This is a genomic window from Arthrobacter sp. NamB2, assembly GCF_005281365.1.
In the GTDB taxonomy this organism is placed as follows: Bacteria; Actinomycetota; Actinomycetes; order Actinomycetales; family Micrococcaceae; genus Arthrobacter_D.
Window position 1 is genome coordinate 293,975 of record NZ_SZWI01000002.1, and the last position, 23,865, is coordinate 317,839.

Sequence of the window (23,865 nt, forward strand, 5' to 3'; positions counted from 1 at the left end):
TCCATGAGCGAGCAGAGCAAGCACACAGCGCTGTACACGCAGCACGAGGCGCATGGCGCCTCCTTCACCGACTTCGGGGGCTGGCAGATGCCCCTGAAGTACCGGAGCGAACTGGAGGAACACCACACGGTCCGGCGGGCAGCCGGCCTCTTCGACCTGTCCCACATGGGCGAGGTCCTCGTCAGTGGTCCCCAGGCTGCGGAGTTCCTCGACTACGCGCTCGTGAGCAACCTCGCGATCATGGCCGTGGGGAAGGCGAAGTACTCTCTCATCTGCAACGCCGAGGGCGGCGTGATCGACGACCTCATCACGTACCGCCTCGCCGAGGACTCCTTCCTCGTGGTGCCGAATGCCTCCAACGCTCCGGCTGTCGCGGAGGAACTGCGCCTGCGCGCGAAGGGCTTCGACGTCGCTGTGGAGGACCAGTCGGAGGTGACCGCGCTGATCGCGGTGCAGGGTCCCAGGGCCGAGGCGGTGCTGCTCGAGCTCTCGCGCCCCGAGGACGCCGATGCCATCCGGACCCTGAGATACTACGCCGCGGTGGAGCTCGAACTGGCAGGGCTCCCTGTCCTGCTGGCGCGCACGGGTTACACGGGCGAGGACGGCTTCGAGATCTTCGTCGGCACCAACCTCGCAGTGCGCCTCTGGGACGCCGCGCTGCAGGCAGGAGAAGCGCACGGGCTCCGACCCTGCGGACTCGCCGCCCGCGACTCGCTGCGCCTCGAGGCGGGAATGCCGCTGTACGGGCACGAACTCGGCCTCGATACCAATCCCTTCGAGGCCGGCCTCGGACCGGTCGTCAGTACCAAGAAGGCGGCTGACTTCGTGGGCCGGTCGGTGCTGGAGCCGCTCAAGGCGATCGAGCCCTCCCGACGTCTCGTCGGTCTCCGGGCGGTGGGTCGCCGGTCAGCGCGTGCCGGCTACGACGTCGTCGTCGACGGGGCCCGAGTGGGTACGGTCACGTCCGGACTGCCGAGTCCCACGCTCGGATACTCCGTCGCCCTGGCGTACGTGGATTCGGCCCATGCCGCCGTCGGCACCGAGGTGCAGGTGGATCTTCGAGGGCGGCCGGAACCCTTCACCGTCGTCCCCACCCCGTTCTACAAGCGCCAGCCCTCCGAGCCCGCGCCGTGACGATCAGCGCGTTCGACCTCTTCAAGATCGGCATCGGTCCCTCGAGTTCCCATACCGGCGGACCGATGACCGCCGCCTACCTCTTCACGGAACTGCTCCGGTCCGACGCCATTCTCGATGCCGTACGGCGTGTGCGGGTGGACCTCTTCGGTTCGCTCGGCGTGACCGGCCACGGGCACGGAACGGTCAAGGCCGTCCTGCTCGGACTCGAAGGCGAGCAGCCCCACCTCGTCGATCCGACGACGGCGGATGCGCGTGTCGCGGACATCGGCGCGGGCAGGTCCCTGAATCTCGGGGCCGAACGCCGGATAGCCTTCGATCCGGCAGCCGATGTGGTGCTGCACCGGGGCCAGCGCCTCGACTATCACACCAATGGCATGCGCTTCTCGGCATATTCGGCCGATTGCGAGCTCGTGCGGACGCGGGAATACTTCTCCGTGGGCGGCGGATTCGTCCTGGACGAGGACCAGATCGGCTCCGAGACGGCTGCGCTCAAGCCCGTACCGGTGTCCCACCCCTTCGGGACCGCGGACCAGTTGCTCGAGATCTGCCGCTCCACCGGGTGGTCGTTCTCCGACGTCGTGCTGGCGAACGAGATGTCGTGGCGCTCGCGGGACGACGTGCGGACCGGCCTGCTGGAGATCTGGTCCGTCATGCAGGACACCATCCGGCGAGGCACCACCACGGGCGGGATCCTTCCGGGCGGACTGAGCGTCCGGCGCCGCGCCGAACGGCAGCGGCAGTTGCTCGAGAAGGCCGACGACCCGAACGACCGCCTCGGAACCATGGAGTGGGTCACGCTCTTCGCGCTGGCCGTCAACGAGGAGAATGCCGCCGGTGGACGTGTGGTCACGGCGCCGACGAACGGCGCGGCCGGTATCATCCCGGCGGTTCTGAAGTACTACGTCGACTTCGTGCCCGGTGCCGACGATGACGGCGTCGTGCGCTTCCTGCTCGCAGCCACCGCGATCGGTTCGCTGTTCAAGAAGAATGCCTCGATCTCCGGCGCGGAGGTCGGCTGCCAGGGTGAGGTCGGCTCCGCGTGCGCCATGGCCGCGGGAGCGTTGGCGGAAGTTCTCGGTGGGACCCCGGAGCAGGTCGAGAACGCCGCCGAGATCGGGATCGAGCACAACCTGGGGCTCACCTGCGATCCGGTCGGCGGGCTCGTCCAGATCCCCTGCATCGAGCGGAACGCCGTGGGTGCGATGAAGGCGATCACGGCCGCCCGCATGGCCGTGCGGGGCGATGGCCAGCACCACGTCTCCCTCGACGTCGCCATCAAGACGATGCGCGAGACCGGCGCGGACATGATGGACAAGTACAAGGAGACCGCGCGGGGCGGGCTCGCCCTCAACGTCGTGGAATGCTGACGCGCTGTGGGTGACCCCTCGATCCACGTCGAAGTCATCCCGAGCGAGGGTCTCCCGGAGCGGCTGCGAGCCCATCTGCCCGCCCCCGCCGTCGTGACCGTCACGTGCCTGCCGCAGCATGGGCCGAGCGAGGCCGTACGAGCGGCGGTGGAACTCGCCGGTGCCGGGTACACGGCGATCCCGCACCTGGCAGCACGATCCGTGCACAGCCGGCAGGAGCTCGGGGAGTACGTGGACCGATGCCTGGGCGCCGGCATCACCGACGTGTTCGTGGTCGGCGGGGACGCGGCGGATGCCGCGGGACCGTACCGGTGGGGTGGGGCCCTGATGGAGGACGTCGCGGAGCTGTCCGGCGGGGCCCTCCGGATCGGGATCGCCGTGTACCCGGAGGGGCATCCGGGGACGGACGAGGAAGAGTTGGCCAGAACTCTGCTGGGGAAGCAGGAGCTGGCGTCGTGGTGCGTCACGCAGCTCTGCTTCTCGCCGGACACCCTGCGCCGCTACCCGTCGCAGCTGCGGAGGCAGGGCATCACCCTGCCGGTGTGGGCGGGGATACCCGGACCGGTGCGCATGAGCCGCCTGCTACGGCTCGCAGGAAAGATCGGAGTAGGTCCGTCCCTGGGGTTCCTCCGCCGGTCGGCGGGAAGTGCCAACGCGGGCTCCGTGGTCCGGCAGCTGCTCTCCAGCGCGTCATACGATCCGTCACCGCTGGTGGCAGCGCTCGACGACGCCGGTTACGCGGGCCTGCACGTCTACAGTTTCAACGACCTGGCAGAGCTCGCAGCCTCGGACGTGACGTTCCCCGCCCGCTGACGTCCACGACTGCCGCGGAGCCGCGGGGCCCTGATGACTCCGTCCCGGAGGCGGGTCGCCAGCGGTGACGGGACTGTCAGGCGAAATGCGTTCGGGTCGGTTCCGCTGAGATGCCGGTGACGATGCGCTCCGCGATGTCGCGGAGCTTCTTGTTCTGGGCGTTCGAGGCGCGGTGCAGCATCGCGTAGGCCTCCGCCTGGGTGCAGCGGTTCTGCCCCATGATGATGCCGATCGCGATATCGATGGTCGTTCTCGACTCCATGGCCGCCTTGAGGTTGGTCGACGTGTTGGCATGCCTGGAGACGCGGAGCACCATCTGGAGTGCCTTGGCGGCCTGGGTGGCGAAGCCCTCCGCGAGGAGCTGCGTGCTGCTGGTGAAGGTCCGTGGGCGGGCGGCGTAGAAGTTGAGGGCTGCCCCACCCTCCGATCCCAACACGAGGGGTACGCCCATCATGGCGAAGTATTCGTGGTCCGCGACGGCGCGGAAGTAGTCGGGCCAGCGGCTGTCGGTGCGCACGTCGTCGACGATCACGGTGTTGCCGGTGCTGATGGCGTGCAGGCACGGCCCGTCACCGAATCCGTACTGCAGCTCATCGAGGATCCTCGCTTCGTCGCTGCTGCAGGCCACGGTCGTCGCCAGGTTCTGGTGCCGGTACGTGACACCGCACTGCACCTCCACGGAGCCGCCGAGGATCCGTGAGGAGAGGCTCGCCAGGTCCTCGAGGAACTGGTCGACGCTCTCGTTGCTGAGCATGAGGTCCTGCAGTTGGGCTACCGACTGCGCATTCGGGTTCTCCTCGTTCACCCGGTCATCTTACGACGGTTAGTTAGATTGTCTAGCAACGCGTTGCTCCCGCGCTCGTGGCGCCTGCCGGTCGTCCGGCACGTGTCCCCGTGGGCTCCAGCCGGGCCTCCTTCGGGTGCGCTGCACCGCGGGCGGCAACGGGCAGGGAAACAGCAGATCGCCCGACTTAATGACGCGTGAACTCTGACGCACAAGTCGGCTCAGAAGCCGGATCCGGGGCTTATGGGACGGATCGCGCCCCTAGCCTTGCAGAGGTTCAGGAGGCCGAGCGAAGGGCGATCGATGGAACAAGTGGCGGACATCCCCGTGCTTCAAGGGGCGCGGGCGAATCGGACGGCGGACCAGGCACCGCCGTCGTCACCCGGGCGGGGCCCGAGCGGAACCGCTCCCGCCCGACAGCGCCGGCGGACCCCCTGGAAATCGTGGCTGCTGTTCCTGCTCTTCGCGGGACCCAACGTGGCACTGCTGGTGATCTTCACCTACAAACCCCTCATGCAGTCGCTCTACTACTCCACCCTCCAGTGGAACATCGGGTCACCCGTCGCGATGCCGGTAGGCCTCGACAACTACGTCGACTGGTTCACGGACCCCACGACGCCGGGGATCGTCAGCGTCACCGTGCTCTTCACGGTCGCGACCGTGGGCGGCGGGATGGTGATAGGCCTCCTCCTGGCACTCGTCCTGAACCGGAGGCTGCGCGGGACCGGTGTGGCGCGGACCGTCGTCGTCGCACCCTACGTCCTCTCCGGCGTCGCCGTCGGCCTGCTCTGGCTCTTCGTCTTCGATCCGAACTTCGGTGTGACCGCGGCGCTGTTGCGGTTGGTAGGCCTGGCCTCGCCCGACTGGTACAACGATCCGCAGTGGGCTCTCGTCATGGTGATCGTGGTCTACCTCTGGAAGAACGTGGGCTACGTGGCCCTCATCTACCTGGCCGCGCTGCAGTCCGTACCCCGCGATCTCGTGGAGGCGGCATCAATCGACGGCGCGTCGTCGATCAGGTCGTTCCGGTCCATCGTGCTGCCGCTCCTCGGGCCGACCACGTTCTTCCTCGCCATCACCACGCTGCTGACGTCGCTGCAGTCGTTCGACATCATCCAGGCCATGACCAAGGGCGGCCCGCTCGGCGGCACCACCACGATGATGTACCAGATCTACCAGGAGGGCTTCCAGAGTGGCCGCGCGGGGTACTCGTCCGCCGTCGCGACCATCCTCTTCGTGGTCCTGCTCCTCGTGACATTCGCTCAGGTGAGGTACGTCGACAGGAAGGTGCATTACTGATGGGTTCCGCGATCGTGCAGGCAGCGGCGACGACGCGCCGCCCGACCCCCACGCCCTGGGGCAGCTACCTGACGCTCCTGGTCGCCGTCGCCGTCATGGTCCTGCCGCTGGTATGGATGGTGCTCGCGGGGTTCAAGGAGCGCGACGAGATCTACACCTCGCCCATCCAGTGGCTGCCCGCGGCGGTGGACGGCTCGAACTACGAGACCGCGATGAGCGCCGTACCGTTCGGTAGCTTCTTCATCAACAGCGCCATCACCACGGTCATCGGAGCGGGCTTGAAGATGCTGCTGGGACTGACGACGGCGTACGCGCTCGTCTTCCTCGAGTTCCCCTTCAAGAAGGTGGTGTTCGGCGTCGTGATCTTCGCGCTGCTGGTGCCGCAGCAGATCGTCATCATCCCCAATTACACGCTCGTCGCAGAACTGGGCTGGGTCAACACGTACCAGGGCATCATCGTCCCCGGTCTCGCGAGCGCCTTCGGCACCTTCCTGTTCCGCCAGCACTTCCTGACGTTGCCCGTCTCGATCCTCGAGGCGGCAGCGCTCGACGGGGCCGGGCACTGGACGCGCCTGTGGCGCTTCATCGTGCCGATCTCCGCGCCCACCATCGCGGCAGTCGCCCTCGTCTCGATCGTGGCCGAGTGGAACGAGTACCTGTGGCCGCTGCTCGTCGTCGACCGTGCCGACATGATGACCCTGCCTGTCGGGCTCACGCTGCTGCAGAACAACGACGGCATCGCCGACTGGAGCGTGCTCATGGCCGCGACCGTCCTGGTGACCGCACCCGTCCTGCTCGCGTTCTTCGCGCTGCAAAGGCGCATCGTCTCCGGCCTCACCGCCGGTGCCGTGACAGGCTGACCAACCTCTTCCTCCCCTCAGTTCCCTACCATCAAGGAGTCCCCATGTCCCCGCGCCCGCAGTTCGACCTCGACCGCCGCCAACTCATCCAGCTCACCGCCATCTTCGGCGGCGCAGCAGCGCTCGCAGCCTGCGGAGGCCCTTCCGTCGGATCCGACGTGGCGGGAGGCGCGGCGACGGACGCCGCGACCGACTGGGCGTCCGTGACCCCGGCCAAGGAGATCACCTGGTGGAGCAACCATCCCGGCGCCTCACGCCCGGTGGAGGAGGAACTCATCAAGCGCTTCACCACGGAGAGCGGAATCAAGGTCAACCTGGTCACGGCGGGCGCCAACTACGACGAGGTCGCGCAGAAGTTCCAGGCGGCGACCGGCACCGACAACGGGCCCGATGTCGTCGTCTCCAGTGACGTGTGGTGGTTCCGCTACATGATCAACGGGCAGATCCTGCCCATGGACCAGCTGGCGGAGCACCTGGAATTCGACACCGCCGACTACAACGAGACGCTCTACAGCGACTACAGGTACGACGACGCCCACTGGGCCGTGCCGTACGCCCGCTCGACCCCGCTGTTCTACTACAACAAGGACGCCTGGGCCGCAGCCGGCCTGCCGGACCGCTCACCGAAGACCTGGGACGAGTTCACCGAATGGGCTCCGAAGCTGGCGTCGGCGTCCATGATTCCACTGGGCCTCGGCAAGGGCACGTCCTGGACCGCGTGGTGGTTCTGCAACTTCCTCTGGGGCCGGGGTGGCGCCTACTCCGACGAGTGGTCCATGACGCTCGATTCCCCCGAGGCCCTGGACGCCGCGAAGTTCGTGCAGTCCATGATCTTCGACGACAAGATCGCGGCCGTGGCGGCCACGGACAACGTAGCCGACTTCGGTGCGGGACTGACGGCGTGCACCATCGGCTCCACCGGCTCGCTGACGGGCATCCTCGAAGCGGCGAAGTTCGGGGTAGGGACAGGCTTCCTGCCGGAGGGGCCCGCCGGACCCGCCTGCCCCACCGGCGGCACAGGAGTGGCCATCAGCTCGAACCGCTCCCCGGAACAGCAGCTCGCCGCCGGCATGTTCCTCAAATTCCTCACCAGCACCGAGAGCACGGCGTACTTCTCCTCGAACACCGGGTACATGCCCGTGCGCACCTCCGCGCGGGACAGCGACATCATGGCCGAGGTCTACAAGACCTCACCCCAGTTCCGCACCGCCGTCGACCAGCTCGAGACCACGCGCGTCCAGGACTGGGGCCGCGTGTTCGTTCCGGGTGGGGACAAGGAGCTCACGACGGCCCTGGAGAGCATCATCCTGCAGCAGGGCGATCCGGCCGAAGCCTTCGCGACGGCGAGCACGGCGATCCAGCGATCGTACGAGCAGAACGTAGAGCCGTACCTCTGAGGCAGGACCACCGAGGCCTTCGTCATTAAGCCGTAACGCTGAGGAGCGGCCACCCCCGGAGGGGTGGTCGCTCCTCATGCTCGCGAAACGTCGTCGATCGGCAGGGGTCAGACGACGACGGCCGCGCTCTTCTGCCGCTGGGGGGCGAGCTCACCGACGATGCCACGAAGCAGACTGCGCAACTCGAAGGATTCCAGGCCCTCACCCACCATGAGCGTGCGCTCGATGTTCTCCGCCTTGGCAAGCGCTTCGACGCCCGCCGGAGTGATCGTGATGCGCTGACTGCGGCGGTCGATGCTGTCGCGTATGCGGGAGATGAAGCCCTGCCGCTCCAGCTTCTCGATGGTCTTGCCGATGGTCTGCGCCTGGACGTGCACCGCTACGGCGAGCTTCGCGCCCGTCATCGTGCCCTGTCGGGAGAGGACGCCGAGCGTCGTGTAGCCGGCGTGGGTGATCCCGATGTCGAGCAGGCGCTCGTTCCAGGCATGGTCGACCAGACGAGCGGCCGTCGTGAGCAGGCGGCTGGTTGACCACTCTTCCAGTTCAGACATGTGATCTTCCTCCCGAAGTCTTGGAACACCCGGTCGGTACTGGCCTACAGCACCGGCCGGGCGTCGTGCAATAGCTCCACTATGCTCTTCAATCTTCAAGTTTTACCGTTGCCCCGTCCGAAGCTTCAGGAAAGAGATCCCCGCCACGGTGGGGACGTGAGCCGAATGCGATAATTTCGGCAGCGACCTCGGCGGCCGCCGAGTGCTGGACCACATGCGGTTGCCCGGGGATCTCGACGAGGGAACCGTGCTTGGCGCGCCCTGCGATTTCCCGGCACCAGTGACGCCGGGCGACCGGGTCACGCCCGCCGCGCACCACCAGGACGGGACACTCGACGCGCTCGATCGCGCGTTCCAGCGGGTAGCGCATCATGGGCAGTAGCTGGCGCAGGTACCAGCGCACGCCGGTGCGCAGGTAGTCCGTATAGACGATCGCATTGGCGGATGCGCTCTCACGGAAGGTATCGAGGCCCAGGGAGACGGCCTGCTGGATGACGGTGCGGCGGCGCCGATCCACCACGGGCCCGATGAGGACCAGGCGCTCCACGAGTGCCGGTGATTGGATCGCGGCAGCCGTGATGAACTGCACGCCCATGGAATGCCCGACGAGCGTGCACTTCCGGATCCCCATGGCGCCGAGTGCATCGATGATCAGAGCAGCGTGGTCCTCCACTCCGAGGTGGATCCGGGGCCGGGGATCAGGTCCGAAACCGGGGAGGTCGACGAGATGCACGACGGCGTCGGCCGCGAGCTCCGCCGCCAGACGGTCGAGGTAGCGATGGGTCATGCCCAACCCGTGCACCAGGACGTACGGGCCGCGCCGAGGGTCGGAAGGAGCGACCGGCGCCGGCGTCGTGCGGATGCGGACGGTCCAGCCCCGCGCCTGCACCGTGCTCAGGGTGCTCAGGGAGATCGGCTGCATCCGGGCATTCTACGGGGGCAGGGTACCGCACCAGCAGGATTCGATCACGGCAAGTTCCCGCGTCGGGCCCTCGCGGGCGCCGATCTATGAAAGTCTTGCACCATGTCCGTTTCCGCGCCGCAGCGCACTGCGCTGATCGTCGAAGACGACCCGGATATCCGTGAGCTGCTCGCCACCACCCTGCGCATGAACGGCTTCACCGTCGTCGAGGCCGCGTCAGGGCACGACGGCCTGGCCGCGCTGAAGGAGCACCAGCCGGACCTGATCACGCTCGACCTCAATCTGCCGGACCTCGACGGCGTGGAGGTATGCCGTCAGTGCAGGGCCATCAGCGACGCCTACATCGTCATGGTCACCGCGCGGCAGGACGAGATCGATCGCCTGATCGGGCTCGAGACCGGCGCGGACGACTTCATCGGTAAACCCTTCAGCCCGCGCGAGCTCTCGGCGCGCGTCTCGGCGATGTTCCGCCGTCCCCGCACGGGCCCGGCCCCGGCTGTGCAGGAGCAGCCCGCCGGCAACGAGATGCTCCGCCACAACGACCTCGTGATGGACGTCGAGGGCCGCGTCGTCACGCTGCACGGGCAGGAGCTCGCCCTGACGCGCATCGAGTTCGACCTCCTCGAGACACTCCTGACCGGCGCCCAGCGCGTCTGGACGCGGGAGGCGCTCCTCAATCGGGTGTGGGGGGACGGCTGGAGCCAGGACCATCACCTCGTCGAGGTGCACATCCGCAACCTGCGCAAGAAGCTCGGCGAGGACATGAGCAACCCCCGCTTCATCCGGACGGTACGCGGCGTGGGGTACCGCATGATGCCGAACGATCCCCGGTCCTGAAATCCGTCGACGCAGCGGGTCCGTTCCGGATGGAACACTGGACTCGTGGCACATCTCGACGTATCAGGTATCGACTACTTCCTCTCCGACGGGAGGCAACTGCTCAACGGCGTCGCCTTCAAGGTCGGTGACGGCCATAAGACGGCGTTGATCGGGCCGAACGGTACCGGCAAGACGACGCTGCTGCGGATCATCTCCGGCGACCTCGCGCCCGACGAGGGTTCCGTGAGCCGGTCGGGAAGCATGGGTATCATGCGGCAGTTCGTCGGCCAGGTGCGCGACGACACCACGGTCCGGGATCTCCTGGTCACCGCAGCCCCGCCGGTCCTGGCCGCGGCCGCGCAACGCGTCGAGGACGCCGAGCTCGCCATGATGGAGGCCGACGACGAGCCCACGCAGATGAAGTACGCGCAGGCCATCGCCGACTGGGGCGACGCCGGCGGCTACGAACTGGAGACCACGTGGGACGAGGTCACGATGGCGGCCCTGGGAATACCCTTCGACCGCGCGCAGTACCGTGCGGCGTCGTCGCTCTCCGGTGGAGAGCAGAAGCGGCTCGTGCTGGAAGCACTGTTCTCCGGGCCCGATGAACTGCTGCTCCTCGACGAGCCCGACAACTACCTCGACGTCCCGGGCAAGCGCTGGCTGGAGGCAAAGCTCCGCGAGTCCAAGAAGTCCGTCCTGTTCGTCAGCCACGACCGGGAACTGCTGGCCAACGCCGCGACGCGCATCGTGACGCTCGAACCCGGAGTGCTGGGAGCGTCGTCGTGGACCCACGGAGGCGGTTTCGAGACCTACCTGAAGGCGCGCGAGGACCGGAACGCTCGGTTCGAGGAACTGCGCAAACGCTGGGACGAGGAGCACATCAAGCTCAAGGAACTCGTCAACATGTACAAGAACAAGGCGGCATTCCGGTCCGACATGGCCAACAGGTACCACGCAGCGCAGACCCGCCTCGCGAAGTTCCTCGAGGCAGGGCCACCCGAAGCGATCCCGCTGGAGCAGAACGTGTCCATGCGCTTGCAGGGTGGCAGGACCGCCAAGCGTGCCGTCGTCGCCCAGAAACTCGAACTCAGCGGCCTGATGAAGCCTTTCAGCACGGAGATCTGGTTCGGGGACCGTGTGGGTGTGCTGGGCTCGAACGGCTCGGGGAAGTCACACTTCCTGCGGCTCCTGGCGGCCGGTGGGTCCGATCCGGACAAGGAGCACATGCCGGTGTCGGAGGTCGACATCGCCCACGTGCCCCACGAGGGTTCGGTGAAGCTCGGGGCCCGCATCCGGCCCGGGTTCTTCGCTCAGACACACTCGCGTCCCGACCTCCTCGGGCGCACCCTCATCGACATCCTGCATCGTGGCGACGAGCACCGGTCGGGCCTGGGCCGCGAAGCCGCATCAGCGGTGCTGGACCGCTACGGACTGGCACCGCAGGCGGAGCAGCCCTACGACTCCCTGTCCGGTGGCCAGCAGGCTCGCCTGCAGATCCTGCTGCTCGAACTGTCCGGTGCGACCCTGCTGCTGCTCGACGAGCCGACCGACAACCTGGACCTGCATTCGGCGGAGGCCCTCGAGCGTGCGATCGGCGCCTTCGAAGGCACGGTCATGGCCGTCACCCATGACCGCTGGTTCGCGCGGAGCTTCGACAGGTTCCTCGTCTTCGGGTCGGACGGCAAGGTCTACGAGACCAAGGAGCCCGTCTGGGACGAGAACAGAGTCGTCCGGGCACGCTAGGGGCGCCGCTCGTCCACAGTCCTTCCACAGCCTTGTCCACAATCGGTGGATAACTTCGCGGCGGTTGGGGCGTCGATGCTGTTCCTCGGTGCCACGTCGTGTCTCCAGCCCCAGGGCAGCTGCCGTCCCGCGGGGCTGCTCGTAACGGGCGTTTGTGGTGCGACGTCACGCCCGCCTACGGTTGCAGGGTGAAGCCACCCGTCCGATCCGCCGTGTTCGCCACCTATGCCATCTTCGGACTGAATGGCCTCGTCTTCGCCAGTTGGGCCGCCCGCATCCCCGCCGCCTCCAGTACGCTCGGCCTGGGATCCGGGCAGATGGGGAGCCTCCTGCTGATCGGCGCCGTCGGCTCCGTGCTCTCCCTTCCGCTGGCCGGCGTCGTTGCCGCCCGCTTCGGTACCGCGAATACGGTCCGCCTCGGTGGAACCGCTGCCGCTCTGGGCGCGATCGCCGTCGCGTCGGGACTGGGGGCGGTCTCGGTGCCCCTCGTCGCCATCGGCCTGTTCCTCTTCGGGTGCGGCATAGCCCTCTGGGACGTGGGCCAGAACATCGAGGGAGCCGACGTCGAACGACGGCTCGGGCGCACCATCATGCCGCGGTTCCATGCGGCGTTCAGTGGAGGGGCCTTCGTGGGCGCGCTGATAGGCGCCGGCCTGTCCGCTCTGGAGGTCGGCCTGCCCGCCCACCTGGTGGCCGTCGCCGTGCTCAGCCTGGTCGTGTCGCTGTGGACGCCGCGATACTTCCTGCCCGAGGAGAAGGAAGTGCCCCAAGCCGTCGGAACGGAGCAGCAGGGGTCCAGTAGCAGGGGATTCGGTGCGTGGGCAGAGCCGCGTACCCTCCTGATCGGGCTCGTGGTCCTGGGGGCGGCACTGACAGAGGGCGCAGCGAACGACTGGGTCGCGAAGGCCAGTGTGGACGGTCTGGGGACCACCGAGAGTACGGGTGCCATCATGTTCGCGGTGTTCGTGGCCGCCATGACCTCGCTGCGATTCGTGGGCGGAGGCCTGATCGACAGGTTCGGCCGTGTCCGGGTGCTGCAGGCCAGCCTCGGCTCGTCCCTCGCGGGACTCGTCCTGTTCGTCGTGGCCCCGACCGTTCCGCTCGCCGCCGTCGGCGCCATCCTCTGGGGTGCGGGGGCGGCACTCGGGTTTCCCATGGGCATGTCCGCCGCAGCGGACGAACCCGAGCGCGCAGCCGCGCGTGTGTCCGTGGTGTCCACCATCGGCTACACCGCATTCCTCGCCGGCCCACCCCTCATCGGTTTCCTCGGAGACGTCGTAGGCATCCGCAACGCGCTGCTCGCCGTCGGGGTCGCCGTCCTGGCGTCCTTCCTGGTCGCTCCAGCCGCCCGGGAGCGCTCCGACCATGCGCCCGAAGCATTGCGGACAGGTTCTGACCGAAGTCCCTAGGAGAGCCGCCGTGCTGGTCCTACGCTGTGCAGCATGGCAATCATCGAGGCAGAAGGTCTGAAGAAAACCTACTCGTCGAAGAGCGGGCCGGTCCACGCTCTCGACGGCATGGATCTCTCCGTTCCGCAGGGCACGGTCAAGGCCCTCCTGGGGCCGAATGGCGCGGGTAAGACGACCGTCGTGAAGATCCTGACCACACTCATCCAGCCCACGGCGGGTACCGCACACATCGACGGTATCGACGTCGTCCGTGACCCCAAGGCAGCCCGTCGCATCATCGGTGTCTCCGGCCAGTACTCCGCCGTGGACGAGAACCTCACCGGTTTCGAGAACCTCGACATGGTCGGCCGGCTCTACCACCTGGGTGCTCGCGAGTCCCGGCGCCGTGCGCAGGAACTCATCGACCAGTTCGAACTCACCGAGGCCGGCAACCGCCCGGTCAAGGGCTTCTCCGGTGGCATGCGGCGGCGGATCGACCTCGCCGGGGCCCTCGTCATCAACCCGAAGATCCTCTTCCTCGACGAGCCGACGACGGGCCTGGACCCGCGCAGCAGGCTCTCGCTGTGGGGCATCATCAAGGAGCTCGTCCGGGACGGCACCACACTGCTCCTCACTACGCAGTACCTCGAGGAGGCGGACCAGCTGTCCGATGACATCACCGTGATCGACGGTGGCAGGGCCATCGCGGGAGGTACGGCGGACCAGCTGAAGGCGCAGATCGGCGGGCACCGCGTCGTGGTGTCCCTCGTCGATGCCGCCGACGCCGCGTCAGCACGCGAAATTCTGGGACGCCACGGTTCCGGGGATCCGGTGGTCGGCGGCGACGGCCGCAGCATCGAGGTGACCGTCAACGAGGGCCCACGGGCCCTCCAGTACATCCTGTCCGAGCTCGGCGAGCGCGGCATCGAGCTGCACGACGCCGGCATGAGGCGCCCGAGCCTCGACGACGTCTTCCTGCAGCTGACCGGACACCGCGCGGAGGACAACGAGGAAGCGTCGCACCAGAAGGAGCCTGCAGCATGAGCGTCCTGGCGCCGAACGACCGGCAGCCCGACAACCAGCACTCCCGCCCTGCAGGGGCCGGTGCTCCGCAGCAGCCGTCGGACGTGTCGATGTGGTTCTCTGACGGATGGACCGTCACCAAGAGGAACCTCATCAAGCTCAAGCGATCGCCGGACATGCTGGTCTTCGCCGTCCTCCAGCCGATCATGTTCGTGCTGCTCTTCAGCCAGATCTACGGAGGTTCCATCCAGGTCGAGGGGAGTGACTACACGCAGTACCTCATGGCGGGGATTTTCGCGCAGACCGTGATCTTCGGATCCACCTTCTCCGGTTCCGCCATGGCGCAGGACCTGAAGGACGGCATCATCGACCGCTTCCGGACGCTTCCCATGAGCTCCTCCGCCGTACTCGTGGGCCGGACGAACAGCGACCTCGTGCTGAACACGCTCTCGGTGGTCATCATGATGGGCACCGGAGCACTGGTCGGCTGGCGCGTCAACACCTCCCCGGCAAGCATGGTCGCGGGGATAGGGCTCCTGCTCCTCTTCTCCTACGCCTTCAGCTGGGTCATGGCGCTCCTCGGCATGTCGGTGAAGTCACCGGAGGTCATCAACAACGCGTCCTTCATGATCCTGTTCCCCCTGACCTTCATTTCCAACGCCTTCGTCCAGGCCCAGAACCTACCCGGGCCGCTGGAGGCCTTCGCGAACTGGAATCCCGTGTCGGCGTTGGTGCAGGCGGTCCGAGAGCTGTTCGGCAACACGGGCACCGTTCCCGTCCCGGATGCGTGGCCCATGCAGAACGCGGTCCTCACGGTCCTGGTCGGAGCGATCCTGATGCTGGTCGTCTTCGTGCCCCTGTGCATCAGGAAATTCGCATCGATCAGCAGCCGCTGACGAGCCGTCCTGCCCCGGCAGCAGTCGTCCGAAAGACGTACTGCTGCCGGGGCAGTGATCATCCCTGGGGGCGGTGACCGGCCGCAGTCCCCGACCTACTGTTGATGACAGGAGCCGCACCAGCGGCACGGAACGACGTCGACAGGCAAAGGACGCACCATGATCGAGGCACAGGCCCTCTCGAAGCGCTACGGCGCGAAAGCGGCGGTCGACGCCGTCTCGTTCACCGTCAAGCCCGGAAGGGTGACGGGCTTCCTCGGCCCGAACGGAGCCGGCAAGTCCACCACGATGCGGATGATCGTGGGCCTCGACAACCCCAGTGGCGGGCACGTCACCGTCAACGGCAAGCCCTACGCCCAGCACAAGGCCCCTCTGCGCGAAGTGGGCGCGCTCCTGGACGCGAAGGCCGTCCACACCAAACGCTCGGCCTACAACCACCTCCGGGCCATGGCAGCAACCCACGGGATCCCGAACAGCCGCGTGAAGGACGTCATCGAGCTCACCGGCCTCGGTCCCGTGGCGAAGAAGCGGGTCGGCGGCTTCTCCCTCGGCATGGGCCAGCGGCTCGGTATCGCAGCCGCCCTGCTCGGTGACCCCCACACGGTGATCCTCGACGAACCCGTCAACGGGCTCGACCCGGAAGGCGTCCAGTGGGTCCGCCACCTGGCTAAGGGCCTGGCAGCCGAGGGCCGCACCGTCTTCCTGTCCTCGCACCTCATGTCGGAGATGGCCCTCACGGCAGACCATCTGATCGTCATCGGCCGCGGACGCATCATCGCCGACGCGCCCATCCAGTCGATCATCGACGGACAGGGCAGGGCCCGCGTCCGCGTGCGCGCCGACCGACCCCAGGACCTCCTCGCGAGCCTCGCGGGAGAGGGCGTGACCTCGCAGGTGCTCGAGCCCGAGCTGATCGAGATCACCGGAGTCGACGCCCGCCGCATCGCGGAGGTCGCGCTGCGCGACCGCGTGCTCGTCTACGAGCTCACTCCGCTGCAGGTGTCCCTTGAGGACGCCTATATGCAGCTCACCCAGACAGAAGTCGAGTACCACTCACACTCCCTGCCCGACGCCTCCGAGGCCGTGGCTCCACTGGAAGGACGCTGACCATGGCAACGTCGACATCAAGCGCGCCGGCTCCGTCGCGGCCGCGCCAGCACCGCGAAACCGGCCCGGGCGTGAACTTCGGCCGCGTCGTGAAGTCCGAGTGGATCAAGGTCACGACGGTTCCCTCGACGGTCATCCTCATCGTCTCCACCGTCGTCGTCATGGTGGGCCTCGCGGCGCTGTTCGCCTGGTCGCTCACGATCATGGCCCAGTCCATCAACGACCCGAGTGTGCCGGCAGAGTTCCGCACACCTACCGAGGGCCCCCGCAGTCCGGGCTTCCAGGCGTTGACCACGCCGTCGTCGGGGCTCGCCTTCGGTCAGCTGCTGATCGCGTCCCTGGCCGTGGTCCTGATCGCCTCCGAATGGACCACCGGAATGATCCGGTCCACCATGGTCGCCGTGCCGAAGCGCGTCCCGGCTCTCCTGGCCAAGACGGTCATCATCGCAGTCGTCGCCTTCGTCGTGGGATTCGTGAGCGCGCTGATGTCCTACCTCGTTGCCCAGCCCATCCTGCGGGGTGAGAACCTGGACTTCGCGCTGAGCGAGGACGGCGTCCTGGCGAGCGTCATCAACACCGGTACATTCCTGGCACTCGTCGCGGTGATCTCGATGTCCATCGGCATCCTGCTCCGCAACACCGCCGGTGGCGTGGTCACCGCCGTCGGCATCTTCTTCGTCCTGCCGATCATCGTTCAACTCCTCTCCGGCATCGCAGACTGGATCCCGGACGCCGCGCGATTCTTGCCGGCGGACGCGGGGGAACAGATGGTTGCCGTCGAGGTCGCCGAGGACGCCCTGACCCAGTGGCAGGGCGGGCTCGTCATGGCCGCCTGGGCCCTCGTACTCCTGGTCATCGCACTCGTGGTCGCCAAGAAGCGGGACGTGTGAGAATCCCCGAACACCTCTCATGACTCCAGCCCATGAGTAACAGACTCTCGGTGGAGGGAATCGCGGAACGAACGGCCGCGGTTTCCTTCACCGAGCTCAACGCCCGCCGGCTGGGTCCCGTCCGGCGGTTCTTCCGCAGTCACCCGAGGGCTATGGACGCCGTCGTGGTTCTGGCGTTCCTCCTGGTGGCTCTTCCCAATGCGCTCTTCCTGATCCTCGAGGACGGCAGCTGGCTGGGGCTGCCGGGAATCATCCTCGCGGCGGGCGCCCTGGTGTTCCGTCGGCGCCATCCGATGTTCGTCCTGGCGTTCGTCGCGCTGCTCGATCCACCCGTCAGCTTCCTCACCGATGGTGCCGGCAGCGTAGCGGTCGCCACCATGATCGCGCTCTACACCGTGGCAGCGACCTATCCACTGAAGAAGGCACTGCTGGCGGCGGGCGCAGCGGTGATCCTCTCGGTGGGGGCACTCTTCCTCATTCCCGTGGGGATCTTCGCCGATGCCCCGGGAGTGATCTGGCTGCTGAGCGGGTTCGTCGTCATGTTCCTCGCGATCGCCGTCGGAGTCGGCGTCACGGTGCGGCGCGATCGCGAGCACGAGAGCGAGTTGCGGGAGTGGGCGGCCCGCAACGCCGAGCTGGCCTCGGCGGGCGAGCGGAACCGCATCGCCCGCGAGATGCACGACGTCGTCGCGCATTCGCTCACCGTCATGGTGGCGCTCTCCGACGGAGCAGCCGTCGTCATGAAGCGCGACCCGGGCCGCGCGGTCGCGGTCCTGCGGGAGCTGTCGGGCACCGGACGTACGGCGATCGCAGACATGCGACGCGTCCTGGGTGTACTCCGGGCCGAGGCGGCCAGTGAGTCGCTCGAGCCGCTACCGGCGTCGAGCTCCCTGGCGCAGCTCCTCGACGGCTTCCGTGCCGCGGGCCTGCCACTCCGGGTGACCACCAGCGGCCCGCGGCTGCCGGATGACCCGGCGTTCCAGCTGACGGTGTACCGAATCCTGCAGGAGTCGCTGACCAACGTACTGCGCTACGGCAAGGGCGTTACGCTGGTGGACATCTCGATCGCCAGAACCGGCAACACCGTCTCACTGCGCGTCGCCGACGACGGTCGCGGGGCCATGGGGCCGGTCGTCTCCCTTGGCTCCGGGCAGGGCATCGCCGGCATGCGCGAGCGGGCCGCGATCTACGCGGGCGCGGTCGAGGTCGGAAGCCGTCCCTCGGGTGGGTGGCTCGTCGAAGTGGATCTGACAGTCCCCGACAATGACGACGGGTCGGGACACGAACGGGGGAAACAGAAAGATGACAGCGCACGACATCACGCCGGATACGCCGATCAGGGTCCTGCTCGCTGACGACCAGCCGCTGCTCAGGATGGGATTCCGGCTGATCCTCGAGGGGGAGTCCGACCTGGAGATCGTGGGCGAGGCCTCGACCGGTACCGAGGCCGTTCGCCTTGCCGCTGAACTGCTGCCGGACGTCGTGCTGATGGACGTGCGGATGCCCGAGGGAGACGGGATCGAGGCCACACGCCAGATCACCGCCTCGGGGTCCTGCTCACGCATCATCATCCTGACGACGTTCGACCTCGACGAATACGCCTTTGCGGGCCTTCAGGCGGGTGCTTCCGCGTTCCTCCTCAAGGACGTCGCCCCCGAGGACCTGGTGCACGCGGTACGTGTCGTCGCCAGCGGGGATGCCGTCGTCGCCCCTCGCGTGACGCAGCGCCTGCTCGAGACGTACGTCAGGTCGTTGGCCCCGGCACACCCGGCCAGGGTGCCTGACCGCCGGCTCGCCGAACTGACGCCGCGGGAGCACGAAGTGCTGGAGGCGATCGCCGAAGGGCTGTCCAATGCGGAACTGGCCGCTCGCTTCTTCCTGTCCGAAGCGACGATCAAGACGCACGTGCGGCGGATCCTCACCAAGCTCGATCTCCGGGACCGCGTGCAGGCTGTCGTGTATGCGTACGAGAACGGGATCGTGGTGCCCGGTCCTGCCGGTCCGCACTGATCCTTTTCCTGATCATGGACAGGTGAGCACGCGCTCGAGGTTCTGTCCTGTCCAGGTGCCCACGTTCGCCCGGATCCGCAGCGTGTAGTTGCCGACGGTGCTCGACGAGCGGGTGATCGCCGTGGAGCGGGTGTTCGCCGCGAGGTTGTTGGTGGTGACCTGCCCGTTGGGTGCCGTCAGGGACACGGTGTAGCCGGTCGCGCGATTGACGGCACCGAAATCCGTCAGGTTCACCGTCATCGACAGCTTGTTCGTGGTACAGCTGAAGTTGCCCGTGACACCGGCCGGAGCTGGAATCGCGTAGGTGCCGACCGTGACCGGAGCCACTGTAGCGCCGGAGAACGCGGCCTGCGCGACCGTGGGCGCCCAAGTGAGGACGATGACTCCGAGGAGCACCTGGACGACGAAGCGAACCAGGCGCAGTGGGCCCAGCCGGCGTACGGTGCGGTGCTGGCTCATGCTCGTCCTTCCTGGTGCGGTCTCGGTCCGGCGGTGTCGTGCACGTGGCCCGGGGTCCTGGTGGGGGTCAGGACACCGGGCCACGTCTGGCTAGCGGCTGGTTGCTGCGCGCTGGGTAGCCGTGAAGGCGAAGTCGACGGTGCTGGTCAGGCCCTGGAAGGTGTTGTCCGCAGCGGTGGGCAGAGTGGCGGTGATCCGGAGGTTGTCGGCCTTGCTGCTGTTGGGGTTGGTGATCGACGCCAGGTTGGAGAGTACGACATCCGTCCCGATGATCGGGCGGGTCGGCAGAACCGAGGTGGTCACGCCGGTGCAGGTGTAGGTGTAGGCAGGCGCCGTGCCGGCTTCGGTCCAGGGCACGCTGCAGGCATCGACGGCGACCTGCAGGCCGTTGACACCGTCCGTGGTGAGCTTGGAAGCGGGAGCCGCGGCGGTGGTGCTCAGCGTCACGCCGCCGAAGTTCTGGTTGCCGGTGTTCGACAGGGTGGCAGCGCGCTGGATGGTGTCGCCGGGGATGACGCCGACGGCGGGGACCGAGAGACGGTTGGCGGCGGTGCCGGCCGCGCCGAGCTCGATCTTCACGGAGCCGGCTGTGACGGTCTCACTGGCGGACGTCGTGGACGTGAAGGAACCGTAGGTCCCGAGACCCGCAACCGAGGCAGCCACACCGAGGAGGGCGACGGAGGCGAGGACCTTACCGGAGGTGGACTTCATGTTGATTCGTGAGCTGCGGGCGGTGCGTGCCATGAGGTTGACCCTTTTCGTGAGTGCTGCGGTGGTTGGTATGCCTTCTCCGGTCTCCTTCGGATCCCGGTGCTTCTGGTACCAACTCTGGAACGCGCAGCTAAACCTGGCCCTGCGCATGCTGCGAACCCTTGCCGAAAGAAAACCGAAGACCGTGCGGAAACCGAAGGGAAAGAGAAGAAATACCGTGCCGGACATCAGAGAGCGCCGGACGCGGGACCACGGGGGCCCGAGGCCGTTGCTCGGGCGGGAGGTATCTCCGGTGGTGCGGACCCCATCTGGTTGAATCGGGGGATGAGCCCATCCACAGCGCACATCCAGGACCTCGCGGCCTATGTCACCGCGTCACCGTCGAGTTTCCATGCCGTGGCGGAAGCAGGCCGGCGCCTTGCCGCCGCCGGGTTCCGTCGGCTCGAGGAGCGGGACGCCTGGGACGCCTCGATCGGGTCCTTCTACGCCATCCGCGACGGCGCGCTCATCGCCTGGGTGGTTCCCGAGAGCGCTGGTGCCACCACGGCTTTCCACATCCTGGGTGCCCACACGGATTCCCCGTCGTTCAAACTCAAGCCCAAGCCGACCACGGGCAAGTACGGCTGGCTGCAGGCCGGTGTCGAGGTGTACGGCGGGCCGTTGCTGAACTCCTGGCTGGACCGCGAGCTCGCGCTCGCCGGCCGGCTCACGTTGCACGACGGAAGCGAACACCTCGTGGCCACCGGGCCGTTGCTGCGATTCCCACAACTGGCCATCCACCTGGATCGTGCGGTCAACGACGGCCTGGCGTTGGACAAGCAGCGCCACCTGAATCCTGTCTGGGGGTTGGGAGAGCCGGCAGACGCCGATCTCCTCGGGATGCTAGCCGGAAGCGCAGGTGTCCGTGCTGAGGACATCGGCGGATTCGACGTCGTCGTCGCCGACACTCAGGATCCTCGGGTCTTCGGCGCCCGGGGTGAGTTCTTCGCGTCCGGGCGGCTCGACAACCTCTCCTCGGTGCACGCCGGGCTCACGGCGCTCATCGACACGGCGTCGACCGGCCCTTCGGACGGGCCGATCGCAGTCCTCGCGGCATTCGACCACGAGGAGGTGGGCAGCGGCTCGCGTTCCGGAGCAAGTGGCCCGTTCCTCGAAGACATGCTCCTGCGGATCGCCCTGGGTCTCGGCGCAGGGACCGAGGAGCGCCTGCGTGCCCTGGCGTCCTCGTTCTGTGTCTCGGCGGACGCAGGACACGCGGTACACCCGAACTACGCCGAGCGGCACGACCCCGTCAACCTGCCTGTGCTGAACCAGGGCCCACTGCTGAAGATCAACGCGAACCAGCGGTACACCACGGATGCGCCGGGCGCCGCCTACTGGGCTGCACTGTGCCGGGCCGCCGGCGTGCCGTACCAGGAGTTCGTGTCGAACAACGTGATGCCCTGCGGGTCGACCATCGGGCCGCTGACCGCGACCCGGCTCGGCATCCGGACGGTCGACGTCGGGACGCCGCTCCTGTCGATGCACTCGGCCCGCGAGCTCTGCGGCGTGGAGGACCCCGGCCACCTCGCGACGGCCACGACGGCGTTCTTCCGCGCTGGACAGTAGCTCGGACCCGCCTCCATCGAATCGTCCGGTACCATTGATACGTCTGTGCCACAACCGGTCGGCGGTTCATACCGCGACGGCGGCCGGACCAACGCTAAAGAACCTCCTGTTGCGGAAGGACCGCGACCGTTTAGCCCAGAGGAGGTGGGTTCACACATGCGTGCATATGAATTGATGGTAATCATCGACCCCGACGTCGAGGAACGCTCCATCGACCCAACACTGGACAAGTTCCTGAATGTCGTCCGCAACGGCGGCGGCACAGTGGACAAGGTGGATATCTGGGGACGCCGGCGCCTCGCGTACGAGATCCAGAAGAAAACGGAAGGCATCTACGCCGTCGTCAACTTCACCGCGACTCCGGCCGTGGCTGCTGAGCTCGACCGCCAGCTGAGCCTCAACGAGACGATCATGCGCACCAAGATCATCCGCCCCGAGGAGCAGAAGGTTTCCGCCGAGTAGATTCGGCAGATTCCTCATCCACCCATCCCGCTCCTGCGGGAAGTGACTAAGGAGGCACCATGGCAGGCGAAACAGTCATCACGGTGATCGGCAACCTCACCAACGACCCCGAATTGCGGTTCACGCCGTCGGGTTCGGCGGTTGCCAACTTCACCATCGCGTCCACTCCCCGCACCTTCGATCGCCAGAGCAACGACTGGAAGGACGGCGAAACGCTGTTCCTCCGTGCGTCGGTCTGGCGCGAGGCTGCGGAAAACGTTGCAGAGACCCTGACCAAGGGAACCCGCGTGGTGGCCCAGGGCCGACTCAAGTCACGTTCGTACGACACCAAAGAAGGCGAGAAGCGCACCGTCATGGAGCTCGAGGTGGACGAGATCGGTCCATCCTTGCGCTATGCGTCGGCGAAGGTCACCCGTACCCAGCGCTCCGGCGGCGGGAACAGTGGCGGTTTCGGCGGCAACTCCGGTGGCAACGCCGGCGGTGGCGGTTTCGGTGGCAACTCCGGCGGCTCGAACTCCGGTTCGGGCTGGGGCGGTGGTGGCCAGCAGGCCCAGCAGCCCGCGGATGATCCCTGGGGCGCTCCTGCGGGTGGTAACTCGCAGGGCTGGGGCAACGGCCCCGACTCCGAGCCTCCCTTCTAGGCAGCAGGGTCCCGTTCCCGGGACCCCTGCCGCAGTTCCTCGTGGAACTGGCAATTCCCATCCCGCAGAATCGTTCTGCGGGCTCCAACAGAAAAAGGAGCACCACGATGGCTAAGGCTGAACTCCGTAAGCCCAAACCAAAGTCCAACCCCTTGAAGGCCGCTGACGTCACCGTCATCGACTACAAGGACGTAGCACTGCTGCGCAAGTTCATTTCCGATCGTGGAAAGATCCGCGCCCGTCGCGTCACCGGTGTGACGGTCCAGGAGCAGCGCAAGATCGCCCAGGCAATCAAGAACGCCCGCGAAGTCGCTCTCCTGCCGTACTCCGGCGCTGGCCGCGGCTAGGGAAAGGGACACACTATGTCGAAGCTCATTCTGACCCAGGAAGTCACCGGACTCGGTGCCGCAGGCGACGTCGTCGAGGTGAAGAACGGTTACGCACGTAACTACCTTCTGCCCCGCGGTTTCGCCCTGATGTGGAGCAAGGGTGGCGAGAAGCAGGTCGAGTCGATCAAGGCTGCCCGCTCCGCCCGTGAGCACGCATCGCTCGAGGACGCCCAGCGCCAGGCAGCCGCACTGTCGGCGAAGCCTGTCACCCTCACCGTCAAGGCGGGTGGCTCCGGCCGCCTGTTCGGCACGGTCAAGGCCGACGATGTCGCGAAGGCTGTCGAGGCTGCTGGTCTCGGCAAGATCGACAAGCGCAAGGTGGAGCTCCCGGCTCATATCAAGTCGGTCGGTTCCTACCAGGCCAACGTCCGTCTCCACGAGGACGTAGCAGCCGTCATCGATCTGGACGTCGTCGCGAGCTAGCGCTCGTTGCTCTGCCAGATCAGAACCACCAGAGAAAGCCCCCGCACAAGCGGGGGCTTTCTCTGGTTAAGGACTCTGCTCCCGCCCGCATGAGGCCGGAGCCGGATTGCTGTCCATGCCTTGTCGCGACTACTCGCGGGGGTACTCGAGCCGCCGGCGCTTT

General features: G+C 67.2%; 25 protein-coding genes. 20 read left to right on the plus strand and 5 right to left on the minus strand.

Going from position 1 to position 23,865, the window contains the following annotated elements; genetic code table 11:
* Window positions 1-3 precede the first annotated feature (3 nt).
* The 3 genes from gcvT to FDK12_RS05025 are packed head-to-tail and all read left to right on the plus strand — an operon-like array spanning window position 4 to window position 3,317.
* Window positions 4-1,134 carry a glycine cleavage system aminomethyltransferase GcvT gene (gcvT, locus tag FDK12_RS05015; protein WP_137368529.1) on the plus strand — a complete coding sequence of 377 codons (1,131 nt, stop codon included), beginning with the start codon at window positions 4-6 and terminating at the stop codon, window positions 1,132-1,134.
* Window positions 1,131-2,504: an L-serine ammonia-lyase gene (locus tag FDK12_RS05020; protein ID WP_137368530.1), complete on the plus strand. Its 1,374-nt coding sequence runs from the start codon at window positions 1,131-1,133 to the stop codon at window positions 2,502-2,504. Before gcvT ends, FDK12_RS05020 begins: the two co-directional genes overlap by 4 nt.
* Window positions 2,505-2,510: 6 nt before the next feature.
* A complete protein-coding gene (locus FDK12_RS05025) occupies window positions 2,511-3,317 on the plus strand; it encodes a methylenetetrahydrofolate reductase (RefSeq protein ID WP_137368531.1) in 807 nt (268 codons plus the stop codon).
* A 76-nt stretch (window positions 3,318-3,393) separates the two neighbouring features.
* Here the strand turns inward: FDK12_RS05025 and FDK12_RS05030 are convergent, their stop codons facing one another.
* On the minus strand, window positions 3,394-4,122 hold the full coding sequence (locus tag FDK12_RS05030; RefSeq protein ID WP_223263098.1) for a GAF and ANTAR domain-containing protein: 729 nt from the start codon (window positions 4,120-4,122) through the stop codon (window positions 3,394-3,396).
* A 282-nt stretch (window positions 4,123-4,404) separates the two neighbouring features.
* Between FDK12_RS05030 and FDK12_RS05035 the strand changes: the two genes are divergently transcribed.
* Genes FDK12_RS05035 through FDK12_RS05045 form a run of 3 tightly spaced genes read left to right on the plus strand, consistent with a single transcriptional unit; the run spans window position 4,405 to window position 7,657 of the window.
* The gene (locus FDK12_RS05035; protein WP_137368532.1) at window positions 4,405-5,400 is read left to right on the plus strand and encodes a carbohydrate ABC transporter permease; all 996 of its coding nucleotides are present in this window, start codon (window positions 4,405-4,407) and stop codon (window positions 5,398-5,400) included.
* Window positions 5,400-6,260, plus strand: a complete 861-nt coding sequence (locus FDK12_RS05040; protein ID WP_137368533.1) for a carbohydrate ABC transporter permease — start codon at window positions 5,400-5,402, stop codon at window positions 6,258-6,260. Before FDK12_RS05035 ends, FDK12_RS05040 begins: the two co-directional genes overlap by 1 nt.
* A 44-nt stretch (window positions 6,261-6,304) precedes the next feature.
* A complete protein-coding gene (locus FDK12_RS05045; protein ID WP_137368534.1) occupies window positions 6,305-7,657 on the plus strand; it encodes an ABC transporter substrate-binding protein in 1,353 nt (450 codons plus the stop codon).
* A gap of 107 nt (window positions 7,658-7,764) precedes the next feature.
* Here FDK12_RS05045 and FDK12_RS05050 read toward each other — a convergent pair whose 3' ends face one another.
* Together FDK12_RS05050 and FDK12_RS05055 are read right to left on the minus strand one after the other, a co-directional pair.
* Window positions 7,765-8,208 (minus strand): MarR family winged helix-turn-helix transcriptional regulator, encoded by a 444-nt coding sequence (locus FDK12_RS05050; RefSeq protein WP_104116523.1) that lies wholly within the window; start codon window positions 8,206-8,208, stop codon window positions 7,765-7,767.
* Window positions 8,209-8,296: 88 nt separating this feature from the next.
* Window positions 8,297-9,130 carry an alpha/beta fold hydrolase gene (locus tag FDK12_RS05055; RefSeq protein WP_137368535.1) on the minus strand — a complete coding sequence of 278 codons (834 nt, stop codon included), beginning with the start codon at window positions 9,128-9,130 and terminating at the stop codon, window positions 8,297-8,299.
* Window positions 9,131-9,232: 102 nt separating this feature from the next.
* On the opposite strand from FDK12_RS05055, the gene FDK12_RS05060 reads away from it, so the two are divergent.
* From FDK12_RS05060 to FDK12_RS05100, 9 genes are all read left to right on the plus strand, one after another.
* Window positions 9,233-9,967: a response regulator transcription factor gene (locus FDK12_RS05060; RefSeq protein WP_137368536.1), complete on the plus strand. Its 735-nt coding sequence runs from the start codon at window positions 9,233-9,235 to the stop codon at window positions 9,965-9,967.
* A 45-nt stretch (window positions 9,968-10,012) separates the two neighbouring features.
* On the plus strand, window positions 10,013-11,695 hold the full coding sequence (locus FDK12_RS05065) for an ABC-F family ATP-binding cassette domain-containing protein (protein WP_137368537.1): 1,683 nt from the start codon (window positions 10,013-10,015) through the stop codon (window positions 11,693-11,695).
* Window positions 11,696-11,883: 188 nt separating this feature from the next.
* Window positions 11,884-13,104, plus strand: coding sequence for an MFS transporter (locus FDK12_RS05070; RefSeq protein WP_223263099.1), 1,221 nt, complete (start codon window positions 11,884-11,886; stop codon window positions 13,102-13,104).
* 33 nt (window positions 13,105-13,137) lie between these two features.
* Complete coding sequence (locus tag FDK12_RS05075; protein ID WP_137368538.1) at window positions 13,138-14,127, plus strand: ATP-binding cassette domain-containing protein; 990 nt, start codon at window positions 13,138-13,140, stop codon at window positions 14,125-14,127.
* 89 nt (window positions 14,128-14,216) lie between these two features.
* Window positions 14,217-15,002 carry an ABC transporter permease gene (locus FDK12_RS05080; RefSeq protein WP_137368802.1) on the plus strand — a complete coding sequence of 262 codons (786 nt, stop codon included), beginning with the start codon at window positions 14,217-14,219 and terminating at the stop codon, window positions 15,000-15,002.
* 159 nt (window positions 15,003-15,161) lie between these two features.
* Window positions 15,162-16,109 (plus strand): ABC transporter ATP-binding protein, encoded by a 948-nt coding sequence (locus tag FDK12_RS05085; protein WP_137368539.1) that lies wholly within the window; start codon window positions 15,162-15,164, stop codon window positions 16,107-16,109.
* 2 nt (window positions 16,110-16,111) lie between these two features.
* Window positions 16,112-16,999 carry an ABC transporter permease gene (locus FDK12_RS05090; RefSeq protein WP_137368540.1) on the plus strand — a complete coding sequence of 296 codons (888 nt, stop codon included), beginning with the start codon at window positions 16,112-16,114 and terminating at the stop codon, window positions 16,997-16,999.
* 32 nt (window positions 17,000-17,031) lie between these two features.
* Window positions 17,032-18,354 carry a sensor histidine kinase gene (locus FDK12_RS05095; RefSeq protein ID WP_137368541.1) on the plus strand — a complete coding sequence of 441 codons (1,323 nt, stop codon included), beginning with the start codon at window positions 17,032-17,034 and terminating at the stop codon, window positions 18,352-18,354.
* Window positions 18,302-19,009 (plus strand): response regulator, encoded by a 708-nt coding sequence (locus FDK12_RS05100; RefSeq protein WP_137368542.1) that lies wholly within the window; start codon window positions 18,302-18,304, stop codon window positions 19,007-19,009. The genes FDK12_RS05095 and FDK12_RS05100 overlap by 53 nt, the downstream gene beginning before the upstream one ends.
* A gap of 12 nt (window positions 19,010-19,021) precedes the next feature.
* Here the strand turns inward: FDK12_RS05100 and FDK12_RS05105 are convergent, their stop codons facing one another.
* Together FDK12_RS05105 and FDK12_RS05110 are read right to left on the minus strand one after the other, a co-directional pair.
* Complete coding sequence (locus FDK12_RS05105) at window positions 19,022-19,468, minus strand: hypothetical protein (protein ID WP_137368543.1); 447 nt, start codon at window positions 19,466-19,468, stop codon at window positions 19,022-19,024.
* A gap of 90 nt (window positions 19,469-19,558) precedes the next feature.
* Window positions 19,559-20,212: a TasA family protein gene (locus FDK12_RS05110; protein ID WP_137368544.1), complete on the minus strand. Its 654-nt coding sequence runs from the start codon at window positions 20,210-20,212 to the stop codon at window positions 19,559-19,561.
* Window positions 20,213-20,503: 291 nt separating this feature from the next.
* Here FDK12_RS05110 and FDK12_RS05115 point away from each other — a divergent pair, with 291 nt between their 5' ends.
* The 5 genes from FDK12_RS05115 (at window position 20,504) to rplI (ending at window position 23,702) form a co-directional block, all read left to right on the plus strand.
* Window positions 20,504-21,787 carry a M18 family aminopeptidase gene (locus FDK12_RS05115; RefSeq protein WP_137368545.1) on the plus strand — a complete coding sequence of 428 codons (1,284 nt, stop codon included), beginning with the start codon at window positions 20,504-20,506 and terminating at the stop codon, window positions 21,785-21,787.
* A gap of 156 nt (window positions 21,788-21,943) precedes the next feature.
* Window positions 21,944-22,249: a 30S ribosomal protein S6 gene (gene rpsF / locus FDK12_RS05120; protein ID WP_104116512.1), complete on the plus strand. Its 306-nt coding sequence runs from the start codon at window positions 21,944-21,946 to the stop codon at window positions 22,247-22,249.
* Between the two features lie 59 nt (window positions 22,250-22,308).
* A complete protein-coding gene (locus tag FDK12_RS05125; RefSeq protein ID WP_137368546.1) occupies window positions 22,309-22,890 on the plus strand; it encodes a single-stranded DNA-binding protein in 582 nt (193 codons plus the stop codon).
* 107 nt (window positions 22,891-22,997) lie between these two features.
* The gene (gene rpsR, locus FDK12_RS05130) at window positions 22,998-23,237 is read left to right on the plus strand and encodes a 30S ribosomal protein S18 (RefSeq protein ID WP_005273147.1); all 240 of its coding nucleotides are present in this window, start codon (window positions 22,998-23,000) and stop codon (window positions 23,235-23,237) included.
* A 15-nt stretch (window positions 23,238-23,252) separates the two neighbouring features.
* Window positions 23,253-23,702, plus strand: coding sequence for a 50S ribosomal protein L9 (rplI, locus tag FDK12_RS05135; protein ID WP_043442543.1), 450 nt, complete (start codon window positions 23,253-23,255; stop codon window positions 23,700-23,702).
* Window positions 23,703-23,865 lie beyond the last annotated feature (163 nt).

Bases quoted from the DNA above. Each gene is read 5' to 3' on its own strand.
- gcvT (WP_137368529.1), top strand. From the start codon at position 4: ATGAGCGAGCAGAGCAAGCACACAGCGCTGTACACGCAGCACGAGGCG.
- FDK12_RS05085 (WP_137368539.1), top strand. From the start codon at position 15,162: ATGATCGAGGCACAGGCCCTCTCGAAGCGCTACGGCGCGAAAGCGGCG.
- rpsF (WP_104116512.1), top strand. From the start codon at position 21,944: ATGCGTGCATATGAATTGATGGTAATCATCGACCCCGACGTCGAGGAA.
- FDK12_RS05035 (WP_137368532.1), top strand. From the start codon at position 4,405: ATGGAACAAGTGGCGGACATCCCCGTGCTTCAAGGGGCGCGGGCGAAT.
- rpsR (WP_005273147.1), top strand. From the start codon at position 22,998: ATGGCTAAGGCTGAACTCCGTAAGCCCAAACCAAAGTCCAACCCCTTG.
- rplI (WP_043442543.1), top strand. From the start codon at position 23,253: ATGTCGAAGCTCATTCTGACCCAGGAAGTCACCGGACTCGGTGCCGCA.
- FDK12_RS05115 (WP_137368545.1), top strand. From the start codon at position 20,504: ATGAGCCCATCCACAGCGCACATCCAGGACCTCGCGGCCTATGTCACC.
- FDK12_RS05095 (WP_137368541.1), top strand. From the start codon at position 17,032: ATGAGTAACAGACTCTCGGTGGAGGGAATCGCGGAACGAACGGCCGCG.
- FDK12_RS05090 (WP_137368540.1), top strand. From the start codon at position 16,112: ATGGCAACGTCGACATCAAGCGCGCCGGCTCCGTCGCGGCCGCGCCAG.
- FDK12_RS05050 (WP_104116523.1), bottom strand. From the start codon at position 8,208: ATGTCTGAACTGGAAGAGTGGTCAACCAGCCGCCTGCTCACGACGGCC.
- FDK12_RS05045 (WP_137368534.1), top strand. From the start codon at position 6,305: ATGTCCCCGCGCCCGCAGTTCGACCTCGACCGCCGCCAACTCATCCAG.
- FDK12_RS05060 (WP_137368536.1), top strand. From the start codon at position 9,233: ATGTCCGTTTCCGCGCCGCAGCGCACTGCGCTGATCGTCGAAGACGAC.
- FDK12_RS05040 (WP_137368533.1), top strand. From the start codon at position 5,400: ATGGGTTCCGCGATCGTGCAGGCAGCGGCGACGACGCGCCGCCCGACC.
- FDK12_RS05080 (WP_137368802.1), top strand. From the start codon at position 14,217: ATGTGGTTCTCTGACGGATGGACCGTCACCAAGAGGAACCTCATCAAG.
- FDK12_RS05105 (WP_137368543.1), bottom strand. From the start codon at position 19,468: ATGAGCCAGCACCGCACCGTACGCCGGCTGGGCCCACTGCGCCTGGTT.
- FDK12_RS05100 (WP_137368542.1), top strand. From the start codon at position 18,302: ATGACAGCGCACGACATCACGCCGGATACGCCGATCAGGGTCCTGCTC.
- FDK12_RS05055 (WP_137368535.1), bottom strand. From the start codon at position 9,130: ATGCAGCCGATCTCCCTGAGCACCCTGAGCACGGTGCAGGCGCGGGGC.
- FDK12_RS05125 (WP_137368546.1), top strand. From the start codon at position 22,309: ATGGCAGGCGAAACAGTCATCACGGTGATCGGCAACCTCACCAACGAC.
- FDK12_RS05110 (WP_137368544.1), bottom strand. From the start codon at position 20,212: ATGGCACGCACCGCCCGCAGCTCACGAATCAACATGAAGTCCACCTCC.
- FDK12_RS05075 (WP_137368538.1), top strand. From the start codon at position 13,138: ATGGCAATCATCGAGGCAGAAGGTCTGAAGAAAACCTACTCGTCGAAG.